Raw genomic sequence first — 22026 nt, forward strand, 5'->3', positions numbered from 1 at the left:
ACGCTGTCGGCCGTCATGGAGGCCCCCGAGGTCGGGAAGGCCTTCTGCCAGTCGGTTGTCCCGTACCAAATGCGCCGGACGGGATCATACCGGGGCTTTCCCGCCCAACTGCCATGCAAGCGGCGGTGAACCTCCTTGGGAAGGACCTTCAGGAAGAGGTAGTGATTCCGCCAATCCTGGACAGATCGGCCCACGCCATCGAGGGGAATGGAGTGGTGGACCTCCTTTCCGGGTCCCGTAAGGCCCGCCTTCTTGATCATCTTTTGCGCTGCGCCGGCGGTCACGGACCCCTTCTTTAAGACCCCAATGCCAAGTTTCGCGGCCTTGGCGCCCTTGATCAATGGCCCTGCAGGCGTCGCATCCGCGATGGCCAGCGCGGTATTCACGCCGGCGCCGACCAGGTTTCCTTCCTGCAAGTCCGCCGCCGCCTGCCAGGCCGGCCCGACGACCGGGATCAGTGACGCTACGGGGCCTGGCTGACGAATCCTGGGCAGGCTGTCCAGGATGTCCGGGTCAGCTTCGAGGATGTCCTGTGGAGGCGCCGCGCCATAGTCTTGAGTCTCCTGCATCCTCCGGATGCGCGCCATCTCGCGATCATAAAGCTCTCCCTCGGGGTCAGGGACCTCACGAGGCTGGCCCTTGGGCATCTTCGCCATATCTTGCTCCGCTAAGGTTCACGCCGGATCGGGGCGGTCCCTCCGGGTCCCGATGGGTGTCTCACGGTGACTGGAGGCGGCAAAACAAAACATGAACATTTCGCGCGAGACCGGGTCTCGGGCGGTGATCATTGGGCGCTGGGGGGAAATGGTCGGAGTGGCAGGATTTGAACCTGCGACCCCCGCGTCCCGAACGCGGTGCTCTACCAGACTGAGCCACACTCCGACTAAGGGGCCGGCTTATAGAGGACCGGGCGCCGGGTCGCAAGCGAGGCGGAGGCGTTGCATCCCGTCCGGCCTTGGGCTATTCCGACGCCCTCGCGCGGCCCATCTGCGTCGCCGTTCCTGCTGGGGAATGGTGTAATGGTAACACAGCGGTTTTTGGTACCGTCATTCTAGGTTCGAGTCCTAGTTCCCCAGCCATTTCCTGACATCATCCGGCGCGCCTCAGGAGGCTCCACGGTTTTCCACCGCCCAGAGGGCGAAGGCGTATTCCAGGGCTGTCTCCTTCAGGTCGTCGAACCGGCCCGCCGCGCCGGCGTGGCCGGCCTCCATGTTCATCTTCAGGAGGATGGGGCGCCCGCTGGTGGACGCCGGGCGCAGGCGCGCCACCCACTTGGCGGGCTCCCAATATGTGACCCGGGGATCCGACAGCCCCCCCGTCGCCAGAACGGCCGGATAGGGGCGGGGTGCGATGTTGTCGTAGGGGCTGTAGGCGGCGATCGTGTCGTAGGCCTTGGGGTCGGTCAGCGGGTTTCCCCACTCCGGCCACTCCGGCGGCGTCAGGGGCAGGGAGGCGTCGCTCATGGTGTTGAGCGCATCCACGAAGGGCACGGCGGCGATGATCCCCGTGAACAGGTCCGGGCGCAGGTTGGCCACGGCGCCCATCAACAGGCCGCCCGCCGAACCGCCATAGGCCACGGTATTGGACGGCCGACCGTAGCCCTGCCGGTGCAGGTGCTCTGCGCAGGCGATGAAGTCCGTGAAGGTGTTCATCTTGCGCTCGCGGCGCCCGTCGAGGAACCAGCCGCGACCCTTTTCCGCGCCGCCCCGGACACAAGCCCGGGCCCAGATCCAGCCCCGGTCCACCAGGCTCAGGGCGCGGATGGAGAAGCTGGCCTCCTGGGAGATGCCATAGCTGCCATAGCCATAGAGGAGGAGGGGCGCAGAGCCGTCGAGCTTCTGCCCCTTCCGCATCAGGACGAAGACAGGGACCTCGGTCCCGTCGGCTGCCCGAGCGTTCAGGCGACGGGTCTCGTAGCGCGAGGGGTCGTGGCCGGAGGGGATGTCCTGGGTCTTCACCACGGTCCGGGCGCGACGGGCCATGTCGTAGTCCACCCAGCTCCGGGGCGTGGTCATGGAGTTGTAGACGAAGCGCAGGACGTCGGTGTCGTACTCAAGCCCCGGATCGAGGGCGAGGGCGAAGGCGGGTTCGTCGAAGGCGATGGCGTGCTCGGCGCCGTCCTCGCCCCGTATGACGATCCGGTTCAAGGCGTCGGCCTTCTCCAGACGCACCATCCAGCGCCGGAAGGCGATCACGCCCTCGACGAGTACGCCTGGCCGGTGGGGGATGAGGTCCTTCCAGCCGGCGCGTCCTGGCGCGGCCTCCGGCGCGGCGACCAGCTTGAAGTCCACGGCCCCGTCGGCATTGGTGCGGATGATGAAGCGGTCGTTCCAGTGCTCGACGTCATAAAGCACGCCGTCGCGGCGGGGTTCCAGGGGAACCGGCGCGGCCGTGGGCCGGTCGGCAGGGATAAGCAGGACCTCGCTGGTCTCCTGGTTGCCGCAGGGGATCAGCAGGAAGCGACCCGAGGCGCTTCGCCGGACCCCGATGAAGAAGCCCTCGTCTCGCTCGGTGTAGACCAGGACGTCGTCGGCGGCGGTCCCCCGGACGGGGCGGCGATAAATCCGGGCGGGGCGTCCATTGTCGTCCCGCCAGGTCCAGAAGAGCCAGGCGCTGTCGGGCGAGAAGGTGAAGTCACCTGTCGAGCTCTCGACCGGCGAGGGCAGGACCTGGCCGGTGGAGAGGTCCCGGATGCGGATGCGGAAGACCTCCGAGCCCTGCTCGTCGGCCGCCCAGGCGTAGTAGCGGTGATCCGGCGAGTGTCCGGCGGCGCCCACGCTGAAGAAGGCCTTGCCCTTGGCCTCAGCCTCCTCGTCCAGCAGGACTTCCTCGGCGCCGCCCCGGCGAGGCCGGCGGACATGGACGGGGTGCTGGGCGCCGGGGGCGTAGCGGGTCAGATAGGCGTAGTCGCCGTCGGGCGCGGGGGCTGAAGCGTCGTCCTCCCGAATTCGCCCCTTCATCTCCTGGAAGAGGGTCTCCTGGAGAGACTCGGTGGGCGCCAGGACCGCCCGCATATAGGCGTTCTCCGCCTCCAGGTGCTGGCGGATCTCAGGCTTCAGCACGGAAGGGTCGCGCAGAACCTTCTGCCAGTTCCCATCCTTCATCCAGGCGAACTCATCCGTGCGCGTCCGCCCCAGCTGGGTGATGACGACAGGGTCGCGACGGGCGATGGGAGGCGCCGGGGTGGTCATGGGGCGTGTGCTCCGTGCCGCCGCCGCCGCGGGGGTTGCGAAGGCCATGGCTGCGGCGCCGGCGAGCCAGTTTCTGCGATTCATTGCGGGCGTCCAGGTCTTGAGGGGGCAGGGGCGACGCAAGCGCCGCCCCGGTGCATGCGCTTCAGGCGCCGTACAGAACACTGATGGTCTCGGCCACGCACGCGGGCTTGGACTCCCCCTCGATTTCAATGGTGCATTCGTTGCGGAGTTGCATGCCGCCAGCCTTGGGCTCGGCGCCGATCAGCTTCTGGCGCATGCGAACCCGCTTGCCGACACGCACCATGTTGATGAAGCGGACCTTGTCGGAACCATAGTTGATGCCTCGACTGACGCCCTTCACGGGCAGCATGCCCGCGCCCAGGAAGGGGATGAGCGACAGGGTCAGGTAGCCGTGGGCGATGGGGCCGCCGATTTCACGCGTGGCGCGCTCCACGTCGACGTGAATCCACTGGTGGTCGCCAGTGGCCTCGGCGAACTGGTTGACCCGCTCCTGGCTGATCTCGACCCAGTCCGAGACGCCGACTTCCTGGCCAACGAGGCCGGGCAGGTCCTTGAATTCCACGGGGTTCATGTCGCGCTCCTCAAGATGTTGCAATCGCGCCGCTAGCGATAGCATCCGCCGCCGACCGCGCAAGCGGGCTTTGCCCGTGGGACGCCTCCGCCTTATGGAGAGGCCTGCAGCAGGAGGCCCCGATGCAACGCGCGCTCAGCGTCAGCCGCATGACCGGCAATACGTCCACCTTCCCCGACTGGTACCAGGCCATTGTCCGGGAGGCCGACCTGGCCGAGGTCTCCCCGACCCGCGGGGCGATGATCATCAAGCCATGGGGCTATGGCGTCTGGGAGCGGATCCAGCAAACCCTCGACCGGCGGATCAAGGAGACCGGGCACGAGAACTGCTATTTCCCGCTCTTCATTCCCCTGTCTTTCTTCGCCAAGGAGGCCGACCACGTCGAAGGCTTCGCCAAGGAAATGGCGGTGGTCACCCACCACAGGCTGAAGTCGGTGGACGGCAAGCTCGGGCCCGATCCCGACGCCCGTCTGGAAGAACCGCTGGTGGTGCGCCCCACTTCCGAGACCATCATCGGCGACGCCTTCTCGCGCTGGATCAAGAGCCACCGGGACCTGCCCGTCCTGATCAACCAGTGGGCCAATGTCGTGCGCTGGGAAATGCGCACCCGCCTGTTCCTGCGGACCTCCGAATTCCTCTGGCAGGAGGGCCACACCGCCCACGCCACCGCCGAGGAGGGCCGGGAGGAGACCCTGAAGATGCTGGAGGTCTACCGCGAGTTCTCCGAGACTGTCCTCGCCATGCCGGTGGTCGCCGGTGAGAAGCCCGAGAACGAGCGGTTTCCCGGCGCGGACAACACCTTCTCCATCGAGGCCATGATGCAGGACGGCAAGGCCTTGCAGGCGGGGACCTCGCACGACCTCGGGACCCACTTCGCCGAGGCCCAGAACATCCGCTTCCAGAATTCGGCGGGTGAGCTGGTGCACTGCCACACCACCAGCTGGGGCGTCTCGACCCGCCTGATCGGCGGGGTGATCATGACCCACGGCGACGACGACGGCCTGCGCCTGCCCCCGGCCATCGCGCCCCGGCAGGTGGTGATCGTGCCCATGCTGAGGGACAAGCCCGAGGACGCCGAGGTCGTGGCGGCGGGCGAGGCCCTGGTGAAGGCCATGGGCCAGGTGATCACCCTGGGCGAGCCGGTGAGGGCCCTTCTTGACACCAAGGCCCAGAAGTCGGCCGAGAAGCGCTGGAACTGGGTGCGCCGCGGCGCGCCGGTGATCATCGAGCTGGGCCCCCGCGACGTGGCCGGCGGGACCATCAGCTTCATGCGCCGGGACCGGCTGCGCGACGGCGACAAGGTGGCCAGCCAGTCCCTCTCGCGGGAGGACTTCCTCGCCGGCCTGCCGGCCCTGCTCGCCGATATCCAGCAGGGCCTCTACGACGAGGCCAAGGCGCGCCTGGGGGCGAACATCCGCACCGACATCGCGACCTTCGACGACATGGCCGCCTATTTCGGCGCGGAGGCGGGCGATGACGAGGAGGCCACCGCCTTCCGGGGCTGGGTGCGCGCGCCCTGGGCCCGGCCCACCGGCGAGGAGCTGGAGGCCATCGAGCAGAAGCTGAAGGCCCTGCGCCTGACGCTCCGCAACGCCCCGATGGACCAGCCTGCGGCCTTCGGGCCGTGCCTGTTCACGGGGCGGCCGGGCGTGGAGGAGATCCTGATCGGCCGGGCATACTAGGGGCGAACCGGCATCGCGGCAGACCCCCTCCGGTCCGCTTCGCGGCCCACCTCCCCCTCAAGAGGTGGAGGAATTAGGGAGCCAATTGCTCCCCTGCGGGGGAGCTCCCCGCGGAGCGGGGTGAGGGCGCGCAACGGCCCCTCAGCAGACCCCATCCGGCCCGCTTCGCGGTCCACCTCCCCCTCTCTAGAGGGCGAGGAATGAGGCGGCGATTACTCCCCCAAAGGCCGAGGGGGTCAACGGCGGTTCAGCAGACCCCCTCCGCCCGGCGACGTCAGACGATCTTGGAGCCTTCCTTGCCCCAGTAGGCGTCGCGGATCAGGCGCTTGTAGAGCTTGCCCGTCGGGTGGCGGGGCAGCTCCTCCATGAAGTCGATGATCCGCGGGCACTTCACGTGGCTGATGTTGGCCCGGCAGAACTCTGCGATCTCGGCGCGGAAGGCGTCATTGGCGTCCGCCCAGTCGGCGGGCTGGATGACGGCCGCCACCTGCTCGCCCATCTCCTCGTGCGGCGCGCCGACGACGGCGGCGTCGGTGATCTTCGGATGGGTGATCAGCAGGTTCTCGAGTTCCTGCGGATAGATATTTACCCCGCCGGAGATGATCATGAAGCTCTTGCGGTCGGTGAGGTAGAGGAAGCCCTCCTCATCCACCCAGCCCACGTCGCCCAGGGTGGTCCAGCCGTGCTTGTTGGTGTTCTCGGCCACCTTGTCCGGGGCGTTGTGATAGGCGAGCGGGGCGCCGCCGGCGAAGTAGACCGTCCCTTCGGTGCGCGGCGGGACCTCCTCGCCATCGTCGCCGACGATCTTGACCTCTCCCATGACCGAGCGGCCCACCGTGCCCTTGTGGGTCAGCCAATCCTCGGGGCCGACATAGCAGAAGCCGTTGCCCTCGGATCCGGCGTAGTACTCGTGCACCACCTTGCCCCACCAGTCGATCATCTGCTCCTTGACCGGGACGGGGCAGGGGGCGGCGGCGTGGACCGCCGAGCGGATGGACGAGACGTCGTACTTTGCGCGGACCTCGGCCGGCAGCTTGAGCATGCGCACGAAGTGGGTGGGCACCCACTGGCCGACGTCGATCTTGTAGCGCTCGATCAGGGAGAGGGCGGTCTCGGGATCAAACTTCTCCATCACAACGACGGTGCCGCCCATCCGGTGAACGCCCATGCACCAGCGCAAAGGCGCAGCGTGGTAGAGGGGGGCAGGGGAGATGTAGATGCTGTCCGGCCGGAACCCGAAGAGCCCCTGGGCCATCATCGTCAGGGCGTTGGGCTCGTCGATTGCGGCGCCGGTCAGGGGCGGCTTTATTCCCTTGGGCCGGCCGGTGGTGCCCGAAGAATAGAGCATGTCGGCGCCGGCGGTCTCGTCGGAGATGGGCTCAGCGGGCATGGAGGCCCGGGCGGCCCCGAAGCTCTCGTAGGGCGGCCGGGGCTCACCGACCATATAGAGTTTCACCCCGGGGATGAGGGCTGGAAGCTCATCGATAACCGGGCCCACGCCGGCGGAGGTGATCAGCACCTTCGCCTCGCAGTCCTTCATGATGTACTCGATCTCTCCCGCCGACAGCTTGGACGAGATGCAGGTGAAGTAGAGCCCCGAGCGTTGGGCGGCCCAGGCGATCTCGAAATACCGGGGGTGGTTGTCGAGCATAAGGGCGATCACGTCGCCGGTCTTGAGGCCCAGCGCGCGGAACAGCTGGGCGCCCTGGTTCGAGCGGTCGTTCAGCTCGGCATAGGTGACGGTCTCCCCCGTCGCGCCCATGATGTAGGCGGCGCGGTCCGGCTGGGTCCGGGCGTGGGTGGCGGGGTGCATGATCATCCTCCTCGGTCGTCGCCCGGCTGCGGGCCGCCGGTCCTCCGGCTTGCGGAGTGCATATGCAGGTCTTGACGGAAGGTCCGTCAAGGCCGACCGATGCGCCCGAAACGCCACGGAGACGCAAGACCATGTCAAACTTCGAGACGATCCGCCTGGAAGTCGAGGACGGCATCGCCACCCTCACCCTCAACCGACCCGACAAGCTCAACGCGTTCAACACGCAGATGATGCAGGAGATGATCGCCGCCTTCGACCAGACCGACGCCGACGACAGCGTCCGGGTCGTGATCGTGACCGGCGCCGGCCGCGCCTTCTGCGCCGGCGCAGACCTCTCGGCCGGGGCGGCGACCTTCGACTATTCGACCCGCGGCGGGCAGGACAAGGAGGCTCGTACGGTCGAAGGCGTCCAGCGCGACGGCGGCGGCCTCCTGACCCTGCGGATCTATGACAGCCTGAAGCCGGTGATCGCCGCCGTGAACGGCCCCGCCGTGGGCGTCGGGGTCACCATGCAGCTGGCCATGGACATCCGGATGGCCTCCACCGACGCGAAGTATGGCTTCGTCTTCTCCCGCCGCGGCATCAACCCGGAAGCTTGTTCCTCATGGTTCCTGCCCCGCCTCGTGGGCGTTCAGACCGCCCTGGAGTGGTGCTATTCGGGGCGCGTCTTCCCGGCGCAGGAGGCCCATGAACGGGGTCTCGTCCGCTCCCTGCACGCGCCCGACGACCTGCTGCCGGCCGCCCGCGCCCTGGCCCGCGAGATCGCGGACAACACCGCCCCGGTCTCCATCGCCCTGACCCGGCAGCTGATCTGGCGGATGGCCGGGGCAAGCCATCCCATGGAGGCGCACATGGCTGACAGCCGTGGAATCCAGGCCCGCGGCGCCATGGCCGACGCCAAGGAAGGCGTCACCTCCTTCCTGGAAAAGCGTCCGCCCCGCTATCCCGATCGGGTGTCAACCGATCTTCCGGACATCTGGGAGCATTGGAGCGCCCCCAAGTTTCGATGATGCGGGAGCCCCTCTTGTTGCTCGACAGGAGGGGTTTCGATTTGTCCATTGATCGACGAATTCTGTCCTGCAAGCGTGAATAATGCATCGCAAGTGAGATCAGCTTGCGGATCAATCTTGCCTAGGCTCCGTCGCCTCGCTATCTCCGCGTCACGCCCCAGGGGCCAGCGACTCGTTTTTTGATTTTGGAGAATGGAAACTAGATATGAATGAGAAGACGGAAGTCATCGAAATGACTGCGGACATTGTTTCCGCCTATGTCGGAAACAACACGATTTCGGCTGCTGAACTTCCCGCTCTCATCCAGAGCGTTCATCGGGCCCTGGCGGGTGTCAGCGCCGGCGTCGAGCCGGTCGAAGCTGCGCCTCGCGACCCGGCGGTCCCTGTCCGTCGCTCGATTACGCCCGACTTCATCATCTGCCTCGAGGACGGTCGGAAGTTCAAGTCGCTCAAGCGCCACCTGCGCACCAAGTACAATATGAGCCCTGAAGAATATCGGGCGAAGTGGGGTCTGCCCAAGGACTATCCGATGGTCGCCCCGAACTACGCCAAGGCCCGCTCGGATCTCGCCAAGCAGATGGGTCTTGGCCAGGGCGGCCGGCAGGCTCCCCGGCGTCGCGGCAAGGCCTGATCCCAGGGCCCGGGGCAAGCCGGAGCCATGAGGCCCGACCGTGGTGATCACGGTCGGGCTCTTCCGCATCTCTTCCAGATCGAAAGTGACCCGTTAACCAATTTTCGCTTGCCGCCGATTCGCGCATCAGGCGATAAAGGATTCCTTAGGAATCCAAAGGGGTTGTTGGGGACTCTGAAGATGGTGTCGGAACTCGGCGTCTCCGCTCAGGTGGAGGGCGCACAAGAAGCGCTTTACGCCTACTGGGCAGGCCTGCGCAGGGACGGCAGGCTTCCATCCCGCTCGGATGTCCAGCCCTGCGACCTCAAGTCCTTTCTGCCCCACGTCAGTCTGATTGAGGCCGACGCAGACCGGCTTTTCCGGGTGCGGCTGGCCGGCACCGGGCTCTATGACGTCTATGGCGCCGAGATCACCGGGCGTACGGTCAGGGAAATCTATTCCGGACCTGCCGCGGACTATTGGCGGCGGGAACTTGAGGCGATCATCAACGATCGTCGGCCCGCCATCGGCGCGCATTCCCTGGGCTGGCGGGGCGCCCCTCACCTCTCTGTGCTCTGGATGCGCCTGCCGCTCGCGGCGAATGGCCGGGATGTCGACATGATCCTCGGCTATGACGTCGTTCTGGGCGGCGAGAAGGTCCTGAGTTCGGTCTCAGGCATCCGGGCCGCCTGACCCCATCTCAGCCGGCGCGCAGGCGCGCCCTGGCGTCCGATCGGATGCGCTCCGCCATGGCGGAGAGCCCATTGGTCCTCTGTGACGAGAGATGACCTGAGAGGCCCAGACGATTCAAAGCTTCCTTCGCATCGAAGGCGGCGATCTCGCGCGCAGGAAGACCAGACACAAGTCCAAGGAGCAGGGCGATCAGACCTCGGACGATGTGGGCGTCGGAGTCCCCCCGAAAGGTCAGGGAGCCGTCAGCCTGGGGTTCGGTCACCAGCCAGACCTGACTGGCGCACCCGCGGACGCGGTTGACCTCCGTCCGCTCAGCTTCGTCCAGGGGAGCGAGGGTCCGTCCGAGATCGATCACGTGACGGTAGCGTTCTTCCCAGTCGTCAAGGACCTCGAAGGTCTCGGCAAGGTCGTCGAGGCGGCGCGCAAGGGTCGTGGAGGCTGTCACCGGATCTCCGTTGCTGGGCGGGGCAAGGCGTCCTGTCCCGCACCGGATCGTCTAGATCGCAGCTCAGGATAGTGAAAGTCCGTTTCTTCCCTCCTGGGTCGCAAGGGTGGGACGAAGGGTGGTGAGAAAGCCTTATCCACCGGGAATCCGCGGTCTGGCCTCCCAGGATCAGGGTGTCCGGGATAGACTCCAAAGATGGAGTCGAGTCGGACTGGAGATCGGGACAGGCTGGCCTGCCAGGCCCCGAAAGAGGCGTCCCCCGACCTGTCCGAAGTCCATCACGGCTTGACCCTCGAGCTTGATCCGGAGGGGCGGGTCCTTCGCTCAGTGGGAAGCGGCGTCGGCGGCCTTTCGGGGTTTTTCGTTGGCGAAAGCCTTCCGGACCGGTTTCCGGAGTCCGCCTTCGTCCTGCACCAGACTGTTCTGCAGGCTTATGAAACGGGGTCGGCGGCCGTCAGGATCGCGACCGAATTGGCGGGAGCCCCCTGGCTTGGCATGGAGGTGAACCGGGCGGGGGATGGCCGGCTGCACGCCAGACTCCTCGACCTGCGTCCCTTCCTCGGCGGGGAGGCGGAGCTCGAGGCCCGTCTGGCGGAGGCCGAGGCCCGCAGCGCCGCAAAGTCCCGCTTTCTCGCGAGTCTCGCCCACGAACTGCGGACCCCGCTGAATGCGATACTGGGTTTTGCGGACGCCATGAAAGAAGAGGTTCTAGGGCCCTTGCCGGCCCGATATCGGGGATATCCGGATCTCATACACGAATCCGGCGAACTGCTTCTTGAGCTGATCAGCGATGTTCTGGACATGTCCCGGATGGAGGCTGAACGCTTCGAACTGCATCCCGAAATCTTTGACGTGCGCGAGGCGGCGAGGGCGGTCATCCGGCTGATGCGCGGCCAGATTGACCGTGCGGGGGTGAAGTTCTCGACCCCCAGCCTGAGGGAGCGGATCGAGGTTCGCGCAGATCGGCGCGCGCTCAAGCAGATCGCCCTGAACCTCTTGTCGAATGCTCTCAAGGCCACGCCTGCCGGAGGCCGGATCGCGCTGTCGATCAGCGTCCGGGGCCAGGATCTGGTCCTCTCCGTTTCCGATACCGGCCGGGGCATTCCTGCTGCGGACCTGGCGCGCCTGGGCCAGCCTTTTGAACAGTCGGGAGATCGCGAGCAGAGATACGCAGGATCGGGGCTGGGACTCAGTATCGTCAAGGCTCTTGCAGGTCTCCATGGCGGTGACATGACGATCCGGAGCCGGTGGTGTGAGGGAACCTCGGTGGAGGTCAGACTGCCGGTGATTCTGACGGAAGCCACGCAGCCGGAACTCGAGCTGGAGGGTCCGGACGAGGTCAGCTTCGGGTGATCGAGAGAAAGGCCCTGGCGGCCGCGAAATCTCCCACCTCCACATGGAGTCTCCGGGGCGGGCCGGAACTGAAAAGAAACTCGACTATGATCGCTTCCCGGGGATCAAGTTCGCTGATGGCGGCGGCGGCCTTCGCCGGGAACCTGAAGGCCCACCCGGACTTCACGCCGGCCATGAGCAGGTCCTCGCCTGCGGGTGATCGCGCCTCGGCCGTGTAACTCACGAACGGGCCGCCTGGGGGTATCCGGCGGGGCAGCGGGAGCGTTCTGAGGCTTTCGCCGCGCATATCGAGGTAGGCCCCGGCCGTCAGTCTCTGATCTCGCATGACGATCCGCGCGGCATAGGGCGAGGCGCCGCCCGTAAAGGATGCGACCGCCATAAGGCTGTCTGCGCCTCCCCGGCCGGCTATGCCGAACCGCATCCGGCTCCCATCCTGGGTCACATCCTGGCTCAGCCTCCAGAGCACCTGCTGACGGCTGATCGAACGGTCCGCCTTCCACCCGAGCCGATCTCCCGCGAAGTCCTGACGGATCGTTCGGGCGTAGCCTTCGAAGCCGCTGCGGACGCGTCGGGCGGCTGCGGCCAACTCGGCTGAGTCACAGGGCGTTGAAAGGCCTCGGGTCCGGGCGCGATCGGCCACGGACCTCAGGCCGGCGACCGAGGCGCCCTCTCTAAGGGCGACGCCGCGGGCCTGCTCGCGGGCCGAAATCAGGGCTGACTGGACCTCCGGCGCGAAGAGTCGACAGCGCGCCCCCGCCTCCACCATGAACCCGCGCTCGAAGTAGGTGTCCACAGCGGCGGACGAGGCTGCAGCCGGCCAGACCAACAAGGCGGCAAGAAGCGCCATGGCCGGGGGATTGAACCCGCTGCGGGTATGAGGCATTCACCTGTCCCCTTTCCGGATAAGTGGGCGAACGCGGGAAGACGTCTCATCGCCAATCCTAGCGCAACGGCGGAGCCCTTGAAATTCTCCACGGACATCTGGGTCGCCGCATTGATCCGGCGCGCGGAACTGGGTGGCGGTCATGTTGTGGTCGTGCACAAGGGCGACGCCCGGGCAGGGTCCGTCCTGGTCAAGACGTTGAACCGGTCTGACGGTCGTGTCCGTCTCTTCGCCGAGGCGACACGAGCGGACGGGGAAACCGTCTGGATGCGTCCCTCCTTGACCGAAAAAGAGGACGAGATCGATGCTTACATCAGCAAGGCGCGCAGGATCGACGCGGACCTCTGGGTGGTTGAGGTGGAAGATCGCCAGGGTCGTCACTTTCTGACCGAGGATGTTGAAGAAGACTAGGGCGTGTCCACGATTGTCAGATTCCCAAGGGGGGCTCTGAGTGACCCTTAGGAGGTCAGCTGCTTCTGAGGCTGACCGACGCCCGATGGCCTGCGCGACGACCCATGGGAGCAGATTGCGGAGCTGCTGCCGGGCCGTGAGGGCCACGTTGGGGTGACGGCGAAGGACAACCGGCTGTTCGTTGAGGCGGTGCTCTACCGCTACCGGGCGGGCATCCCCTGGCGTGACCTGCCGGAGCGCTTCGGTCCCGACTGGAAGGTGGTGCGCACCCGACACCTGCGCTGGGCCGAGAGCGGTGTGCGGGAGCGGGTGTTCAAGGCTTTGGCCGCCGACGCGGACAACGAATACACTGTGATCGGCTCGACCATCTTACGCGCTCACCAGCACAACGCCGGCGCGCGGAAAAAAGCCTGGGGACGACGAAGCCGTCGGGTACAGCAGGGGCGGACTGAGCACCAAGAGCAAGGCCATTGTCGACGCGCTGGGCAACCCCGCGGCCTTCCATGTGAACGCCGGCCAGGCCCACGATCTGAAGGCTCCGACGTCTTACCGCCTTAGATGCAGGCTGGCGCCTTGCTGGCCGACCGCGCCTTCGATACCGACAATCGGGTGATCGAACCCCTGCTGGTGGCCGGCAAGACCCCGGTGACCCTGTGTATGCCCAGCTGCAGCCAGGTTCGTTCTACTTTATTGAGGGCACGCCCTCGCCCCGACTCTGGATTCCTCGGGCGAACATCCCTACTTTCCAGGCTCAGCCGGGGAGGGTTTTTTCCCTCCCCAAGGTCTGATCGGCCCGCTGGGAGATGCGAGATTGCTTTTCCTGATGAATGATTGGGTCATGCAGTTCGACCAGAAGGCGATGGTCCAAGACCTTATGGGCCACAACATCAGGACCATCACGCTTCCACAGGTTCTGGTCCTCGGCCAGGAGCTGTACGCAGGTGATCCTCAGCTGCACCTGAAACAACCTGTTCAGGCCCGCAAGCTCGCCGCGCTGGTCATGGCCAAGGAGCCCAGCCTGAATGCGGTCCTTTTCGTGGCGCCTCATGCGGGCTGCAACCCCAAGGATGTCACCGTCCGGTACTGCTCAGTGGGTTATGATCTGCTCGCCCAGCTCCTGAAGCTCCAGGAAATGCACAAGAACGGAGCCTGGGCGAATAGGGAAGTGTGGAACAAGCTCGGACGCCAGGCCTCGGCCTGAGCCGCCTGCGTTCAGGCCGGAATTGCACCTGCGTCTCCCTCGGGCTAGGTCGGCGCGATGAACCTGTCTCCCGCCTCAGAAGCCGCTCGCCGCCGCACCTTTGCGATCATCTCCCACCCTGATGCTGGGAAGACGACGCTGACGGAGACTCTCCTGCTGTCCGGCGGCGCGATACGAGCGGCGGGGCAGGTCCGCGCGCGAGGCGAGAACCGCAGGACACGTTCGGACTGGATGAAGATCGAGCGCGAACGTGGCATCTCAGTCTCGGCCAGCGTCATGACCTTTGATCACCAGGGCCTGATGTTCAATCTGCTGGACACGCCAGGCCACGAGGACTTCTCGGAGGACACCTACAGGACCCTCACGGCTGCGGACGCCGCGGTCATGGTCCTGGACGCGGCCAAGGGCATCGAGCCGCAGACCCTGAAGCTCTTCGAGGTCTGCCGGCTGCGGGACATCCCGATCGTCACCTTCATCAACAAGCTGGATCGGGAGGCCCAGGACCCCCTCGAGTTGCTCGACGAGATTGGCTCCAAGCTGGCGCTCGACCCGGCGCCCCTGTTCTGGCCGGCGGGCTCGGGAGGGCGTTTCAAGGGAATGCTCGACCTGCGTTCCCGCCAGTTCCTGCCTTTCGAACGGTCCGCGACCGAGCGCGAGCAGGCCGGACATCCTCCGGCGGTCCCGGCGGACGGTGCGGCCATTGACGCCTATCTTTCGCCAGAAGAGCGGGACGAGCTCCTCGAGGCGAGCGAGCTTGTGCAGGGGGCCTCTCCCGCCTTTGATCCCCAGTCCTTCCTCGAAGGCCACATGACTCCGGTGTTCTTCGGATCAGCTCTTCGTCGTTTCGGCGTGCAGCAACTCCTGGACGGCCTGGGCGCTTACGCTCCGCCGCCGCGCCCTGTGGCGGCGGTCCGGTGGGGCGCGGAGACGCATGTGGCGCCTGGCGATCCCGAGGTCAGCGGCTTCATCTTCAAGGTCCAGGCCAACATGGACCCCAACCATCGGGACCGGATCGCCTTCCTCCGCCTCTGCTCCGGCCGGTTTCAAAGGGGCATGAAGCTCAAGGTCCAGGACACGGGACGGCAGCTGTCGGTGAACGCGCCCATCATGTTCTTCGCATCCGACCGGGAACTCGCCGAGCAGGGATATGCGGGGGATGTCATCGGCATTCCGAACCATGGCGTTCTGCGCGTGGGAGACAGCCTTTCCGAGAGCGGGGCCCTGAGATTCGCCGGACTTCCCAACTTCGCCCCGGAGATTCTTCAGAGGGTTCGGGCGAGGGACCCTCTCAAGGCCAAGCACCTTCGCCGGGCGCTGGAGGGATTGGCCGAGGAGGGCGTCACCCAGCTCTTTCGTCCTCTCGTCGGGGCGGATTTCGTCGTCGGGGCGGTCGGCCAGCTCCAGTTCGAGGTCATGGCGGACCGACTGTCCAGCGAGTACCAGCTGGACGTCATCTTCGAGCCCAGTCCCTTCGCGGAGGCGAGGTGGATCAAGGGACCGGCGGCCGACATCGCCACCTTCACCGCCGCCTACCGGTCGGCCATGGCCGAGGATATCGACTCCCAGGCTGTGTTTCTCTCCAGGTCGGCCTGGGAGACCGGTTATGTCGCCGAGCGGTATCCCGGGGTGATCTTCGCCCGGACCCGGGAGAGGGGATCGCTGGAAGGATGACGGAGCCGGTCCTGCTCTATGGGCGTCCGCCACCCGCCCTGTTCCCGGACCCTGAGGGCGCCGTCCAGGCTTCGCCGATGGAACCCGGCGGGATCGACCTGGCCGAGCCCCCCGCCTGCATGTTCGCCTCGGCCCTGATCCTGGCGCCTCCGGGCCGTCTGGAGCGCGATTGGGTTCTGGCCCGGGCCCTCCAGCTGCTTCCGCCCGGCGGAAAACTCCTCGCCCTTGCGCCGAATGATCGCGGCGGACCTCGCATCGCCCCGACCTTGCGGTCGTTTGGATGTGCGGTCACGGATGACCCGAGGCGGCGTCACCGGATTTGCAGCACCGTCCGGCCACTTCGTCCCACGGGCCTGGACGAGGCCCTTGAGGCCGGTGGTGCCAGGTTCGATCAACAACTTCGTCTCTGGACCCAGCCCGGCGTCTTCAGCTGGGATCGCTTGGATCCCGGCACAGCCCTGCTTCTGGAATCCATCCCGCCCCTGGCGGGGCGGGGCGCGGATCTTGGGTGCGGACTCGGTATTCTCGCCCTTCATGTGCTCAAGGCGCCCGGCGTCGAGTCCATCGAACTGTGGGACATCGACCGCCGTGCCGTCCAGTGCGCCCGGCGTAATGTCGCTGATCCCAGGGCCAGTTTTCATCACGGAGACCTGCGCCGGCCCGATGGGCCCGGAGGCGACCTCGACTTTGTCGTCATGAATCCCGCCTTCCATGAAGGGGGGCGCGAGGATCGCGCCCTCGGTGCGGCCTTCATCGCAGCCGCTGCGCGTCGGCTGAGGCGGGGAGGCGTCTGCTGGCTAACCGCCAACCGTCATCTTCCCTACGAAGCCCCCCTCGCCTTGGCCTTCAGCGAGGTGCAGCTCCGGGCTGAGGGCGCCGGATTCAAGGTTTATGAGGCGGTGAAGTGACAGCATACCCCTCGGTCCGTCTCGACCGTCTGCTCGCGAATCTGGGTTACGGCTCCCGACGCGAGATTCATGGATGGGTCCGGGAGGGATCCATCCGCCTGGATGGGCAGCCTCTTGTCGACGCCGGCGCCCGAATACAGCTGGCGTCTGACCTCTCCGAGCGACTGACCGTCAGGGGAGTCCGCATGGACCCTCCGGCGCCTCTTGTTCTGGTGATGAACAAGCCGGAGGGCGTGGTCTGTTCCCACAAGGAGCCTGGTCGCAGCGTCTACGAGCTTCTGCCGGCGCGCTGGCGGAGCCGGACGCCCGCCCTGTCCACCGTCGGGAGACTCGATCGGGACACCACCGGTCTGCTCTTGATCACGGACGACGGGCCGTTCCTGCATCGCGTGATCTCGCCCCGGACACATGCGCCGAAACGGTACATCGCCAGCCTTGATGCTCCAATTCGGGGCGACGAAGCCGCAATCTTCGCCTCAGGTGAACTCCGTCTCGAGGGCGAGGATCGCCCACTCGCCCCTGCGCAGCTGGAGGTCCTGGAGCCGCGCATCGCCCGACTGACGCTTATCGAGGGCCGTTATCATCAGGTCCGGAGGATGTTTTCAGCCCTGGGAAACCGCGTCATCTCGCTTCATCGTGACCGGATCGGAGCCTTGGACCTGCCGGAGGACCTTGAGCCCGGCGCCTGGCGGATCCTCGATGCGGAGGGACGCGGAAAGGTTCTCAGCAGTTCGACAGATAGCGTCCCCGGAGTGGCATGATCCTTGCCGTTCAGGCCTGACCTGCAAATTTCTAGTCCTGCGGAGGGACAAGGCAGGATGGGAATCTTGGATGTTCGGGCTCAACCGCCAAGTCAGGAAGTTACTGGAGGAACAGCATGGAGGGGCGCCCAGGGATGGCCTGAACGCTGACGACACCAGCCTGCTGGAGGTTCTGCCACTGGCCATGCTTCTCACGGAGGCGATGGCCGCAGATGACCTCGCCGGCCGGGCAACTGGTCGCAGGAGGTCACAGCTGAGGCTGGACGCCGCAATTCTCTGGCGGGAGGTGACCCGGCGCAGCGGCGAGGTCCGCGCCTTGAGCCGGGCGGCCCTCGCCGCAGAAAAGGCCCTTGAAGCCTACGGGCCAAGATCCGCTGGCTGGGCGCGAGCGCGCTGCGAGCAGGGATACTCGGCAATGCTGGGGGCCGAGTATTTCAATGACCCGGGCCTTCTTGATGCAGCGGAGCGCGCCTTCGAGGATTCCCTATCCGGCGCGGCCCGGGGACTCGCCGCGCCTTACGCTGAGATTGGCCTTCTGACGATCAAGGGTCGCCGCAGCATCCCTACAGGGGACGCCCAGTCCGCACGCGTCGCCGCCGCGCGGTTCACCCAGCCGATCGCCAATCTCAAGGCGATGTCAGGTAGGATCCGGGTGGCCCGGATGCACTCGGTCGAAGGGTACATCCTCCGGTCTGAGCTCCTCTGCGCCTGGGGCGCCCGGCTCAACGATGCGCCCCTCCTGCGCGCCGCCGTTCGGGACACCATAACGGCGGCTTCCGGCCTCACGCCCGACTTCGAACCCCTGACTATCGCGAGGATCGGATTCGCCCGTGCTGCGGCGCAGATTGCGATCGGTGAGGTCGAGGAAGATGCGGAGATCTGTCTGGCGGGCGTGAACCTGCTGAACGGCGTGCTGGACGAGATCACCCTCGGTCAGAGCCCCTTGGATCGCGCCAGGGGGGAGTTTCTTCTGGCCCGGGGGCGACAGGTCCTGGGGGACCTCTCCGGCGACTCCCTGAGCTACGAGAGGGCCCTGAGTGGGTTTGACCGGGTCCTCAAGATCACCGGCAACCGGGAAGGCCTGGTCCTCAATTGCCAGGCTGAGACACAGCGAGCGCTCTGCCTCGCACGGTCCGCGGAGATTTCCCGCGACGTCGCTGTCCTGAATTCCGCCGAGAAGGCCCTCCGGTCGACCTTGGCCAAGGCTTCCGTTGTTCGCGACCCGGAGTCCTGGAGCTTGCTACAGCTGAACCTCGCGCGATTGCTGCTGGCGCGCCTGGACATCACACGGCAGGACAGGGGGGAAAGGACCGGAGCGCGGGCGGCGCTCACCTCGGCCCTGGACGTCCTCCCTGAGCAGAGCTTACGGGCACTCGGACGACCTGCGGCCTGGACCCTCGACCTCGTCGATGCGGCGATCCGGGATCCCAAACGACCGGACTCGGACGACTCCGAGATCAGACTGTAAGGCTATCGGGGCGCGGGCAGGGTGCGCCCTGTATCGACCAGACCAGCCCCACAACGCACCGGAGGAGAGCCCAGACCCAGATGGCTCCCAGGAACAGCACGGCGACGATCAGGAGAGGGATGCCGATCAGGATCACCGAGAGGATCGCCCCCGCGAAGATCGCCACAGCCGCCACCGCAGCTGCGGCGAGTCCGATCCAGAAAGTTCGGATCTGGAACCTGAAGTGACCTGTCGCGACCGGCCCCGATGTCCCCTTCGAAACATACGCCATGAAGACGCCCACCAGAGCCGCCGGAAAGACTCCGAGAAGGGAAATGATGAACAGGGTGTAAACAATGATCGAAAGGGTAAGGTCCTCTCTGGGAACGGGCGCTGCGCTCGTTTCGGTCATCGCGAGGGTCTCTCCAGGACGATCTCTACCCCGGCGGCGTCTGCTTCCGGGGCAAGAGCTGAGGGTTTCAGCGCGCAGACCCTGACGCGGCGGGCTGGAGCATGCGCCAGACAGGCCGCCGCAAGGCGCTCTGCGAAGGTTTCGACTAAGTCTATATGGCCCTGCGAAACGATTTTGCGAGCCTCAAGCACAACGGCTTCGTAGTTGAAGGCGCCGCTGATCGCCTCAATTCGCTCGCAGCCAAGGTCGACTTCCACGTCGACCAGGAGCAACTGGGAGCTGTCTCTCTCGTGATCGTGGATGCCGATGAAGGCTTCGAGCCGAAGGCCCCTGACGAGGACCTTCTGGCTGCGGATAACAATGTCGGGAGACCGCACAGGTCAGCCCAGGTGCTGTCCGCCGTCCACGGCGATCATCTGCCCGGTCACGCTGGCCGCCCCGATCAGGTAGGTCAGCGCCCGGCCGATATCGGCGGGATCGACGGCGCGGCCCAGCGGGGTGGAGGCGGCCTCGGCCTCGAAGTCCGCAGGCGACTGGTCGGGATTGGCGAGGACAGGACCGGGTCCTATGGCGTTGACCCGGATGCGGGGCGCCAACTCGATCGCCATCATGCGGGTGGCCGACCAGAGTGCAGCCTTGGACAGGGTGTAGGAGAAATAGTCCGGCCCGGGCGCCAGGACCCTTTGGTCCAGAATATGAACGATCTGGCCGGGCAGGCCCTGGGCGGCCACCTCCCGCGACAGGATGAGAGGCGCGCGAAGGTTGGTGTCCAGGTGGGCGTCCCAGGACGCCCGTTCAATCTGGCTGAAGCTGTCGTTCCGGAACAGTGAGGCGCTGTTCACCAGCAGGGTGACGGGACCCAGTGCGGCGCCGACCTTGCCCACAAGCGCGGAGAGGGCGTCCTCGTCGGCGAGGTCGCAACAAAAGACACCCGCCGCAAGTCCCGCCGCACGAACCTCGTCCGCAGCGGACCGGGTGTCCGCGTCCTCGCTGCGACAGTGAATGGCGACGTCATAGCCCGCTGCGGCGCTGGCGCGGACAAGCTCCCTGCCGATCCGGCGGGCTCCGCCCGTGACGAGGGCCGTTCCGCGGGCGGACCGGGCCATGGGCCTAGTCGAGCCGGCCCATGTCGATGATGTTCATCACTGCGAACACCAGGAAAAACGGAATGATGATGAAGAGGGGGCTCATGGGGCTCTCCTTGCAGCAGGACCGGCTTTAGCCGCCGTCGCGGGACTTGTCGAGGCGGCCTCGCCGGGCGCAGTGTAAAGGCCACAGCCCCGGAGGTCGCCATGCCGCTTACGCCGATTGAAACTACTTCCTTCAAGAAGATCGCCGTGGGCATTGACCGGCCTGAGGATGTGGTCGTGAGCGCGGCGGGACGGGTCTTCGCCTCCGATCACCAGTGCGCCGTGGCCGAGATTCTCCCGGACGGGAGCTTCGTTCGCCTGGGTCCGAGGGGCGGCGCCCCGAACGGGATCAACATGGACCGCGAGGGCCGGATCATGATCTCCAACTTCGGAATCTATGACCGGGAGGAGGGGCCGCTGCAGCGCTTTGATCCCGTGACCGGACGGCATGAGACCCTTGTCGCCGAGGTCGGGTGCCGCCGCCTGACCAGCGCGAACTACCCCGTCATCGACCGCGACGGGAACATCTGGTGCGCCAATTCGACCCATGCCGAGACCTGGCCCCAGGCCCTGGACGGACGGGACGACGGCTTTCTCTTTGTCCTGAGGCCCGACGGGGTTTGCGAGATTGTCGCAGAGGGCCTGAAGTTTCCCAACGGGCTTGCCTTGTCAGCAGACCATCGGCGCCTGTTCTGCGCCCAGACGACGGCGGCGGATGTCCTCGTCTTCGACATCCTCGACGGCCCTCGCCTCGGCCCTGGCCGCCGCCACGGTCCGGTCCTCGGCAAGCTGGCGGTGCGCGGGGGTTCCCCGGTTCCGGAGGAGGACCTCGGCTACACAGACGGCGTCGGCATGGACGCCGAGGGCAATCTCTGGGTCTGCCTGCCGGCCGCCAACAAGGTGGTCGCCATAACCCCGGCCGGTGAGAAGGTGACCGTGATCCACGACCCCTCCGGGGAGGTTGTCAACCACCCGACCAACGTGACCTGGGGCGGCCCGGACCTGAAGGACCTCTACATCGGCTCCATCCGCGCGGATTACGTACTGAAGGCCCGCAGTCCCGTGGCGGGCCAGCCTCTCGTCCACCAGTCCTGAAGCCGCAGCCATAGAGTCTGAATCCCCCTTCCACGGCGGCGCCCGATCACTATTGTAAGGCTTCGAAGGCAGGCCACGCCTGCCCCCGTTCATGAAGAACACATCCCGGAGGACGCCATGCGCGAGTACCTGAAATTCTACATCGACGGCCAGTGGGTCGATCCGGTCGAGCTGAAGACCCTCGACGTCATCAATCCGGCCACCGAGGCCGTCTGCGGCAAGATCGCCCTGGGCTCGGCCAAGGACGTCGACAAGGCCGTCGCCGCCGCCAAGAAGGCCTTCAAGACCTGGTCCCAGACCACCCGTGAAGAGCGCCTCGATGTCCTGAACCGCATCCTGGCCGAGTACCAGAAGCGCTTTGGCGACCTGGCCGTCGCGGTCACCGAGGAAATGGGCGCCCCCGCCTCCCTGGCCCAGCGCGCCCAGGTGCCGATCGGCCTCGGTCACCTGTCCACCGCCATCAACGTGCTCAAGGACTTCAAGTTCGAGGAGCAGCGCGGCCCGACCCTGCTCGTCAAGGAGCCGATCGGCGTCTGCGGCTTCATCACCCCCTGGAACTGGCCGCTGAACCAGATCGTCTGCAAGGTGGCCCCGGCCATCGCCACCGGCTGCACCATGGTGCTCAAGCCCTCGGAAGTGGCGCCCTTCTCCGGGCACATCTTCGCCGAGATCATGGAGGCCGCAGGCGTCCCGGCCGGCGTCTTCAACATGGTGC

General features: G+C 66.3%; 22 protein-coding genes, 2 tRNA genes and 1 pseudogene. 15 read left to right on the forward strand and 10 right to left on the reverse strand.

All coding sequences use genetic code 11. The features are described 5' to 3' along the window. On the reverse strand, positions 1-656 hold a 656-nt coding region (locus INE98_RS07465), incomplete at its 3' end, for a hypothetical protein (RefSeq protein WP_293537841.1). A 149-nt stretch (positions 657-805) separates the two neighbouring features. Then, positions 806-882 (reverse strand) — tRNA-Pro (locus tag INE98_RS07470). Positions 883-1005: 123 nt separating this feature from the next. Between INE98_RS07470 and INE98_RS07475 the strand changes: the two genes are divergently transcribed. Next, a tRNA-Gln gene (locus tag INE98_RS07475) sits at positions 1006-1079 on the forward strand. A gap of 24 nt (positions 1080-1103) precedes the next feature. Here INE98_RS07475 and INE98_RS07480 read toward each other — a convergent pair. Both INE98_RS07480 and INE98_RS07485 read right to left on the reverse strand, forming a co-directional pair. Beyond that, positions 1104-3275 (reverse strand): S9 family peptidase, encoded by a 2172-nt coding sequence (locus INE98_RS07480; RefSeq protein WP_293537843.1) that lies wholly within the window; start codon positions 3273-3275, stop codon positions 1104-1106. A 61-nt stretch (positions 3276-3336) separates the two neighbouring features. Next, positions 3337-3786, reverse strand: a complete 450-nt coding sequence (locus INE98_RS07485; RefSeq protein ID WP_293537844.1) for a MaoC family dehydratase — start codon at positions 3784-3786, stop codon at positions 3337-3339. Between the two features lie 122 nt (positions 3787-3908). On the opposite strand from INE98_RS07485, the gene INE98_RS07490 reads away from it, so the two are divergent. Then, positions 3909-5468 (forward strand): aminoacyl--tRNA ligase-related protein, encoded by a 1560-nt coding sequence (locus INE98_RS07490; RefSeq protein ID WP_293537846.1) that lies wholly within the window; start codon positions 3909-3911, stop codon positions 5466-5468. Positions 5469-5742: 274 nt separating this feature from the next. Here INE98_RS07490 and INE98_RS07495 read toward each other — a convergent pair whose 3' ends face one another. Next, complete coding sequence (locus INE98_RS07495) at positions 5743-7281, reverse strand: acyl-CoA synthetase (protein WP_293537847.1); 1539 nt, start codon at positions 7279-7281, stop codon at positions 5743-5745. A gap of 131 nt (positions 7282-7412) precedes the next feature. On the opposite strand from INE98_RS07495, the gene INE98_RS07500 reads away from it, so the two are divergent. The 3 genes from INE98_RS07500 (at position 7413) to INE98_RS07510 (ending at position 9594) form a co-directional block, all read left to right on the forward strand. Beyond that, the gene (locus INE98_RS07500) at positions 7413-8291 is read left to right on the forward strand and encodes a crotonase/enoyl-CoA hydratase family protein (protein WP_293537849.1); all 879 of its coding nucleotides are present in this window, start codon (positions 7413-7415) and stop codon (positions 8289-8291) included. 205 nt (positions 8292-8496) lie between these two features. Continuing rightward, the gene (locus INE98_RS07505; protein ID WP_293537850.1) at positions 8497-8922 is read left to right on the forward strand and encodes a MucR family transcriptional regulator; all 426 of its coding nucleotides are present in this window, start codon (positions 8497-8499) and stop codon (positions 8920-8922) included. A gap of 180 nt (positions 8923-9102) precedes the next feature. After that, the gene (locus tag INE98_RS07510; protein WP_293537852.1) at positions 9103-9594 is read left to right on the forward strand and encodes a PAS domain-containing protein; all 492 of its coding nucleotides are present in this window, start codon (positions 9103-9105) and stop codon (positions 9592-9594) included. Positions 9595-9601: 7 nt separating this feature from the next. On the opposite strand, the gene INE98_RS07515 is transcribed toward INE98_RS07510, so the two are convergent. Then, complete coding sequence (locus INE98_RS07515) at positions 9602-10039, reverse strand: SufE family protein (RefSeq protein WP_293537854.1); 438 nt, start codon at positions 10037-10039, stop codon at positions 9602-9604. 285 nt (positions 10040-10324) lie between these two features. On the opposite strand from INE98_RS07515, the gene INE98_RS07520 reads away from it, so the two are divergent. After that, positions 10325-11392 (forward strand): HAMP domain-containing sensor histidine kinase, encoded by a 1068-nt coding sequence (locus INE98_RS07520; RefSeq protein WP_293537856.1) that lies wholly within the window; start codon positions 10325-10327, stop codon positions 11390-11392. On the opposite strand, the gene INE98_RS07525 is transcribed toward INE98_RS07520, so the two are convergent. Continuing rightward, positions 11379-12275, reverse strand: coding sequence for a hypothetical protein (locus tag INE98_RS07525; protein ID WP_293537857.1), 897 nt, complete (start codon positions 12273-12275; stop codon positions 11379-11381). The genes INE98_RS07520 and INE98_RS07525 overlap by 14 nt on opposite strands. Before the next feature lie 78 nt (positions 12276-12353). Here INE98_RS07525 and INE98_RS07530 point away from each other — a divergent pair, with 78 nt between their 5' ends. The 7 genes and pseudogenes from INE98_RS07530 (at position 12354) to INE98_RS07560 (ending at position 18695) form a co-directional block, all read left to right on the forward strand. Continuing rightward, on the forward strand, positions 12354-12686 hold the full coding sequence (locus INE98_RS07530; RefSeq protein ID WP_293537859.1) for a DUF1491 family protein: 333 nt from the start codon (positions 12354-12356) through the stop codon (positions 12684-12686). Between the two features lie 90 nt (positions 12687-12776). Continuing rightward, positions 12777-13130, forward strand: a pseudogene (locus tag INE98_RS07535) (transposase); the annotation flags it as partial. Between the two features lie 367 nt (positions 13131-13497). Further along, entirely contained in the window at positions 13498-13887 is a 390-nt protein-coding gene (locus tag INE98_RS07540; protein WP_293537861.1) for a hypothetical protein, read from the forward strand. A 57-nt stretch (positions 13888-13944) separates the two neighbouring features. Continuing rightward, on the forward strand, positions 13945-15558 hold the full coding sequence (locus INE98_RS07545; RefSeq protein WP_293537862.1) for a peptide chain release factor 3: 1614 nt from the start codon (positions 13945-13947) through the stop codon (positions 15556-15558). After that, entirely contained in the window at positions 15555-16466 is a 912-nt protein-coding gene (locus INE98_RS07550; protein ID WP_293537864.1) for a methyltransferase, read from the forward strand. The genes INE98_RS07545 and INE98_RS07550 overlap by 4 nt, the downstream gene beginning before the upstream one ends. Continuing rightward, complete coding sequence (locus tag INE98_RS07555; RefSeq protein WP_293537866.1) at positions 16463-17227, forward strand: pseudouridine synthase; 765 nt, start codon at positions 16463-16465, stop codon at positions 17225-17227. Before INE98_RS07550 ends, INE98_RS07555 begins: the two co-directional genes overlap by 4 nt. Before the next feature lie 70 nt (positions 17228-17297). Continuing rightward, the gene (locus tag INE98_RS07560; protein WP_293537868.1) at positions 17298-18695 is read left to right on the forward strand and encodes a hypothetical protein; all 1398 of its coding nucleotides are present in this window, start codon (positions 17298-17300) and stop codon (positions 18693-18695) included. Here the strand turns inward: INE98_RS07560 and INE98_RS07565 are convergent. The 3 genes from INE98_RS07565 to INE98_RS07575 are packed head-to-tail and all read right to left on the reverse strand — an operon-like array spanning position 18685 to position 20192. Next, a complete protein-coding gene (locus tag INE98_RS07565) occupies positions 18685-19086 on the reverse strand; it encodes a hypothetical protein (RefSeq protein ID WP_293537870.1) in 402 nt (133 codons plus the stop codon). The genes INE98_RS07560 and INE98_RS07565 overlap by 11 nt on opposite strands. Continuing rightward, complete coding sequence (locus tag INE98_RS07570; RefSeq protein ID WP_293537871.1) at positions 19083-19463, reverse strand: dihydroneopterin aldolase; 381 nt, start codon at positions 19461-19463, stop codon at positions 19083-19085. Before INE98_RS07570 ends, INE98_RS07565 begins: the two co-directional genes overlap by 4 nt. Positions 19464-19466: 3 nt before the next feature. Further along, a complete protein-coding gene (locus INE98_RS07575) occupies positions 19467-20192 on the reverse strand; it encodes an SDR family oxidoreductase (protein ID WP_293537872.1) in 726 nt (241 codons plus the stop codon). 186 nt (positions 20193-20378) lie between these two features. Here INE98_RS07575 and INE98_RS07580 point away from each other — a divergent pair, with 186 nt between their 5' ends. After that, positions 20379-21311 (forward strand): SMP-30/gluconolactonase/LRE family protein, encoded by a 933-nt coding sequence (locus tag INE98_RS07580; RefSeq protein WP_293537874.1) that lies wholly within the window; start codon positions 20379-20381, stop codon positions 21309-21311. A gap of 117 nt (positions 21312-21428) precedes the next feature. Then, on the forward strand, positions 21429-22026 hold a 598-nt coding region (locus INE98_RS07585), incomplete at its 3' end, for an aldehyde dehydrogenase family protein (protein ID WP_293537876.1).

Origin of the sequence: Phenylobacterium sp. (assembly GCF_020253645.1) — a bacterium.
Taxonomy (GTDB): Bacteria; Pseudomonadota; Alphaproteobacteria; order Caulobacterales; family Caulobacteraceae; genus Phenylobacterium.

Bases quoted from the DNA above. Each gene is read 5' to 3' on its own strand.
- INE98_RS07510 (WP_293537852.1), top strand. From the start codon at position 9,103: ATGGTGTCGGAACTCGGCGTCTCCGCTCAGGTGGAGGGCGCACAAGAA.
- INE98_RS07575 (WP_293537872.1), bottom strand. From the start codon at position 20,192: ATGGCCCGGTCCGCCCGCGGAACGGCCCTCGTCACGGGCGGAGCCCGC.
- INE98_RS07525 (WP_293537857.1), bottom strand. From the start codon at position 12,275: ATGCCTCATACCCGCAGCGGGTTCAATCCCCCGGCCATGGCGCTTCTT.
- INE98_RS07560 (WP_293537868.1), top strand. From the start codon at position 17,298: ATGTTCGGGCTCAACCGCCAAGTCAGGAAGTTACTGGAGGAACAGCAT.
- INE98_RS07500 (WP_293537849.1), top strand. From the start codon at position 7,413: ATGTCAAACTTCGAGACGATCCGCCTGGAAGTCGAGGACGGCATCGCC.
- INE98_RS07580 (WP_293537874.1), top strand. From the start codon at position 20,379: ATGCCGCTTACGCCGATTGAAACTACTTCCTTCAAGAAGATCGCCGTG.
- INE98_RS07490 (WP_293537846.1), top strand. From the start codon at position 3,909: ATGCAACGCGCGCTCAGCGTCAGCCGCATGACCGGCAATACGTCCACC.
- INE98_RS07485 (WP_293537844.1), bottom strand. From the start codon at position 3,786: ATGAACCCCGTGGAATTCAAGGACCTGCCCGGCCTCGTTGGCCAGGAA.
- INE98_RS07505 (WP_293537850.1), top strand. From the start codon at position 8,497: ATGAATGAGAAGACGGAAGTCATCGAAATGACTGCGGACATTGTTTCC.
- INE98_RS07545 (WP_293537862.1), top strand. From the start codon at position 13,945: ATGAACCTGTCTCCCGCCTCAGAAGCCGCTCGCCGCCGCACCTTTGCG.
- INE98_RS07565 (WP_293537870.1), bottom strand. From the start codon at position 19,086: ATGACCGAAACGAGCGCAGCGCCCGTTCCCAGAGAGGACCTTACCCTT.
- INE98_RS07550 (WP_293537864.1), top strand. From the start codon at position 15,555: ATGACGGAGCCGGTCCTGCTCTATGGGCGTCCGCCACCCGCCCTGTTC.
- INE98_RS07480 (WP_293537843.1), bottom strand. From the start codon at position 3,275: ATGAATCGCAGAAACTGGCTCGCCGGCGCCGCAGCCATGGCCTTCGCA.
- INE98_RS07495 (WP_293537847.1), bottom strand. From the start codon at position 7,281: ATGCACCCCGCCACCCACGCCCGGACCCAGCCGGACCGCGCCGCCTAC.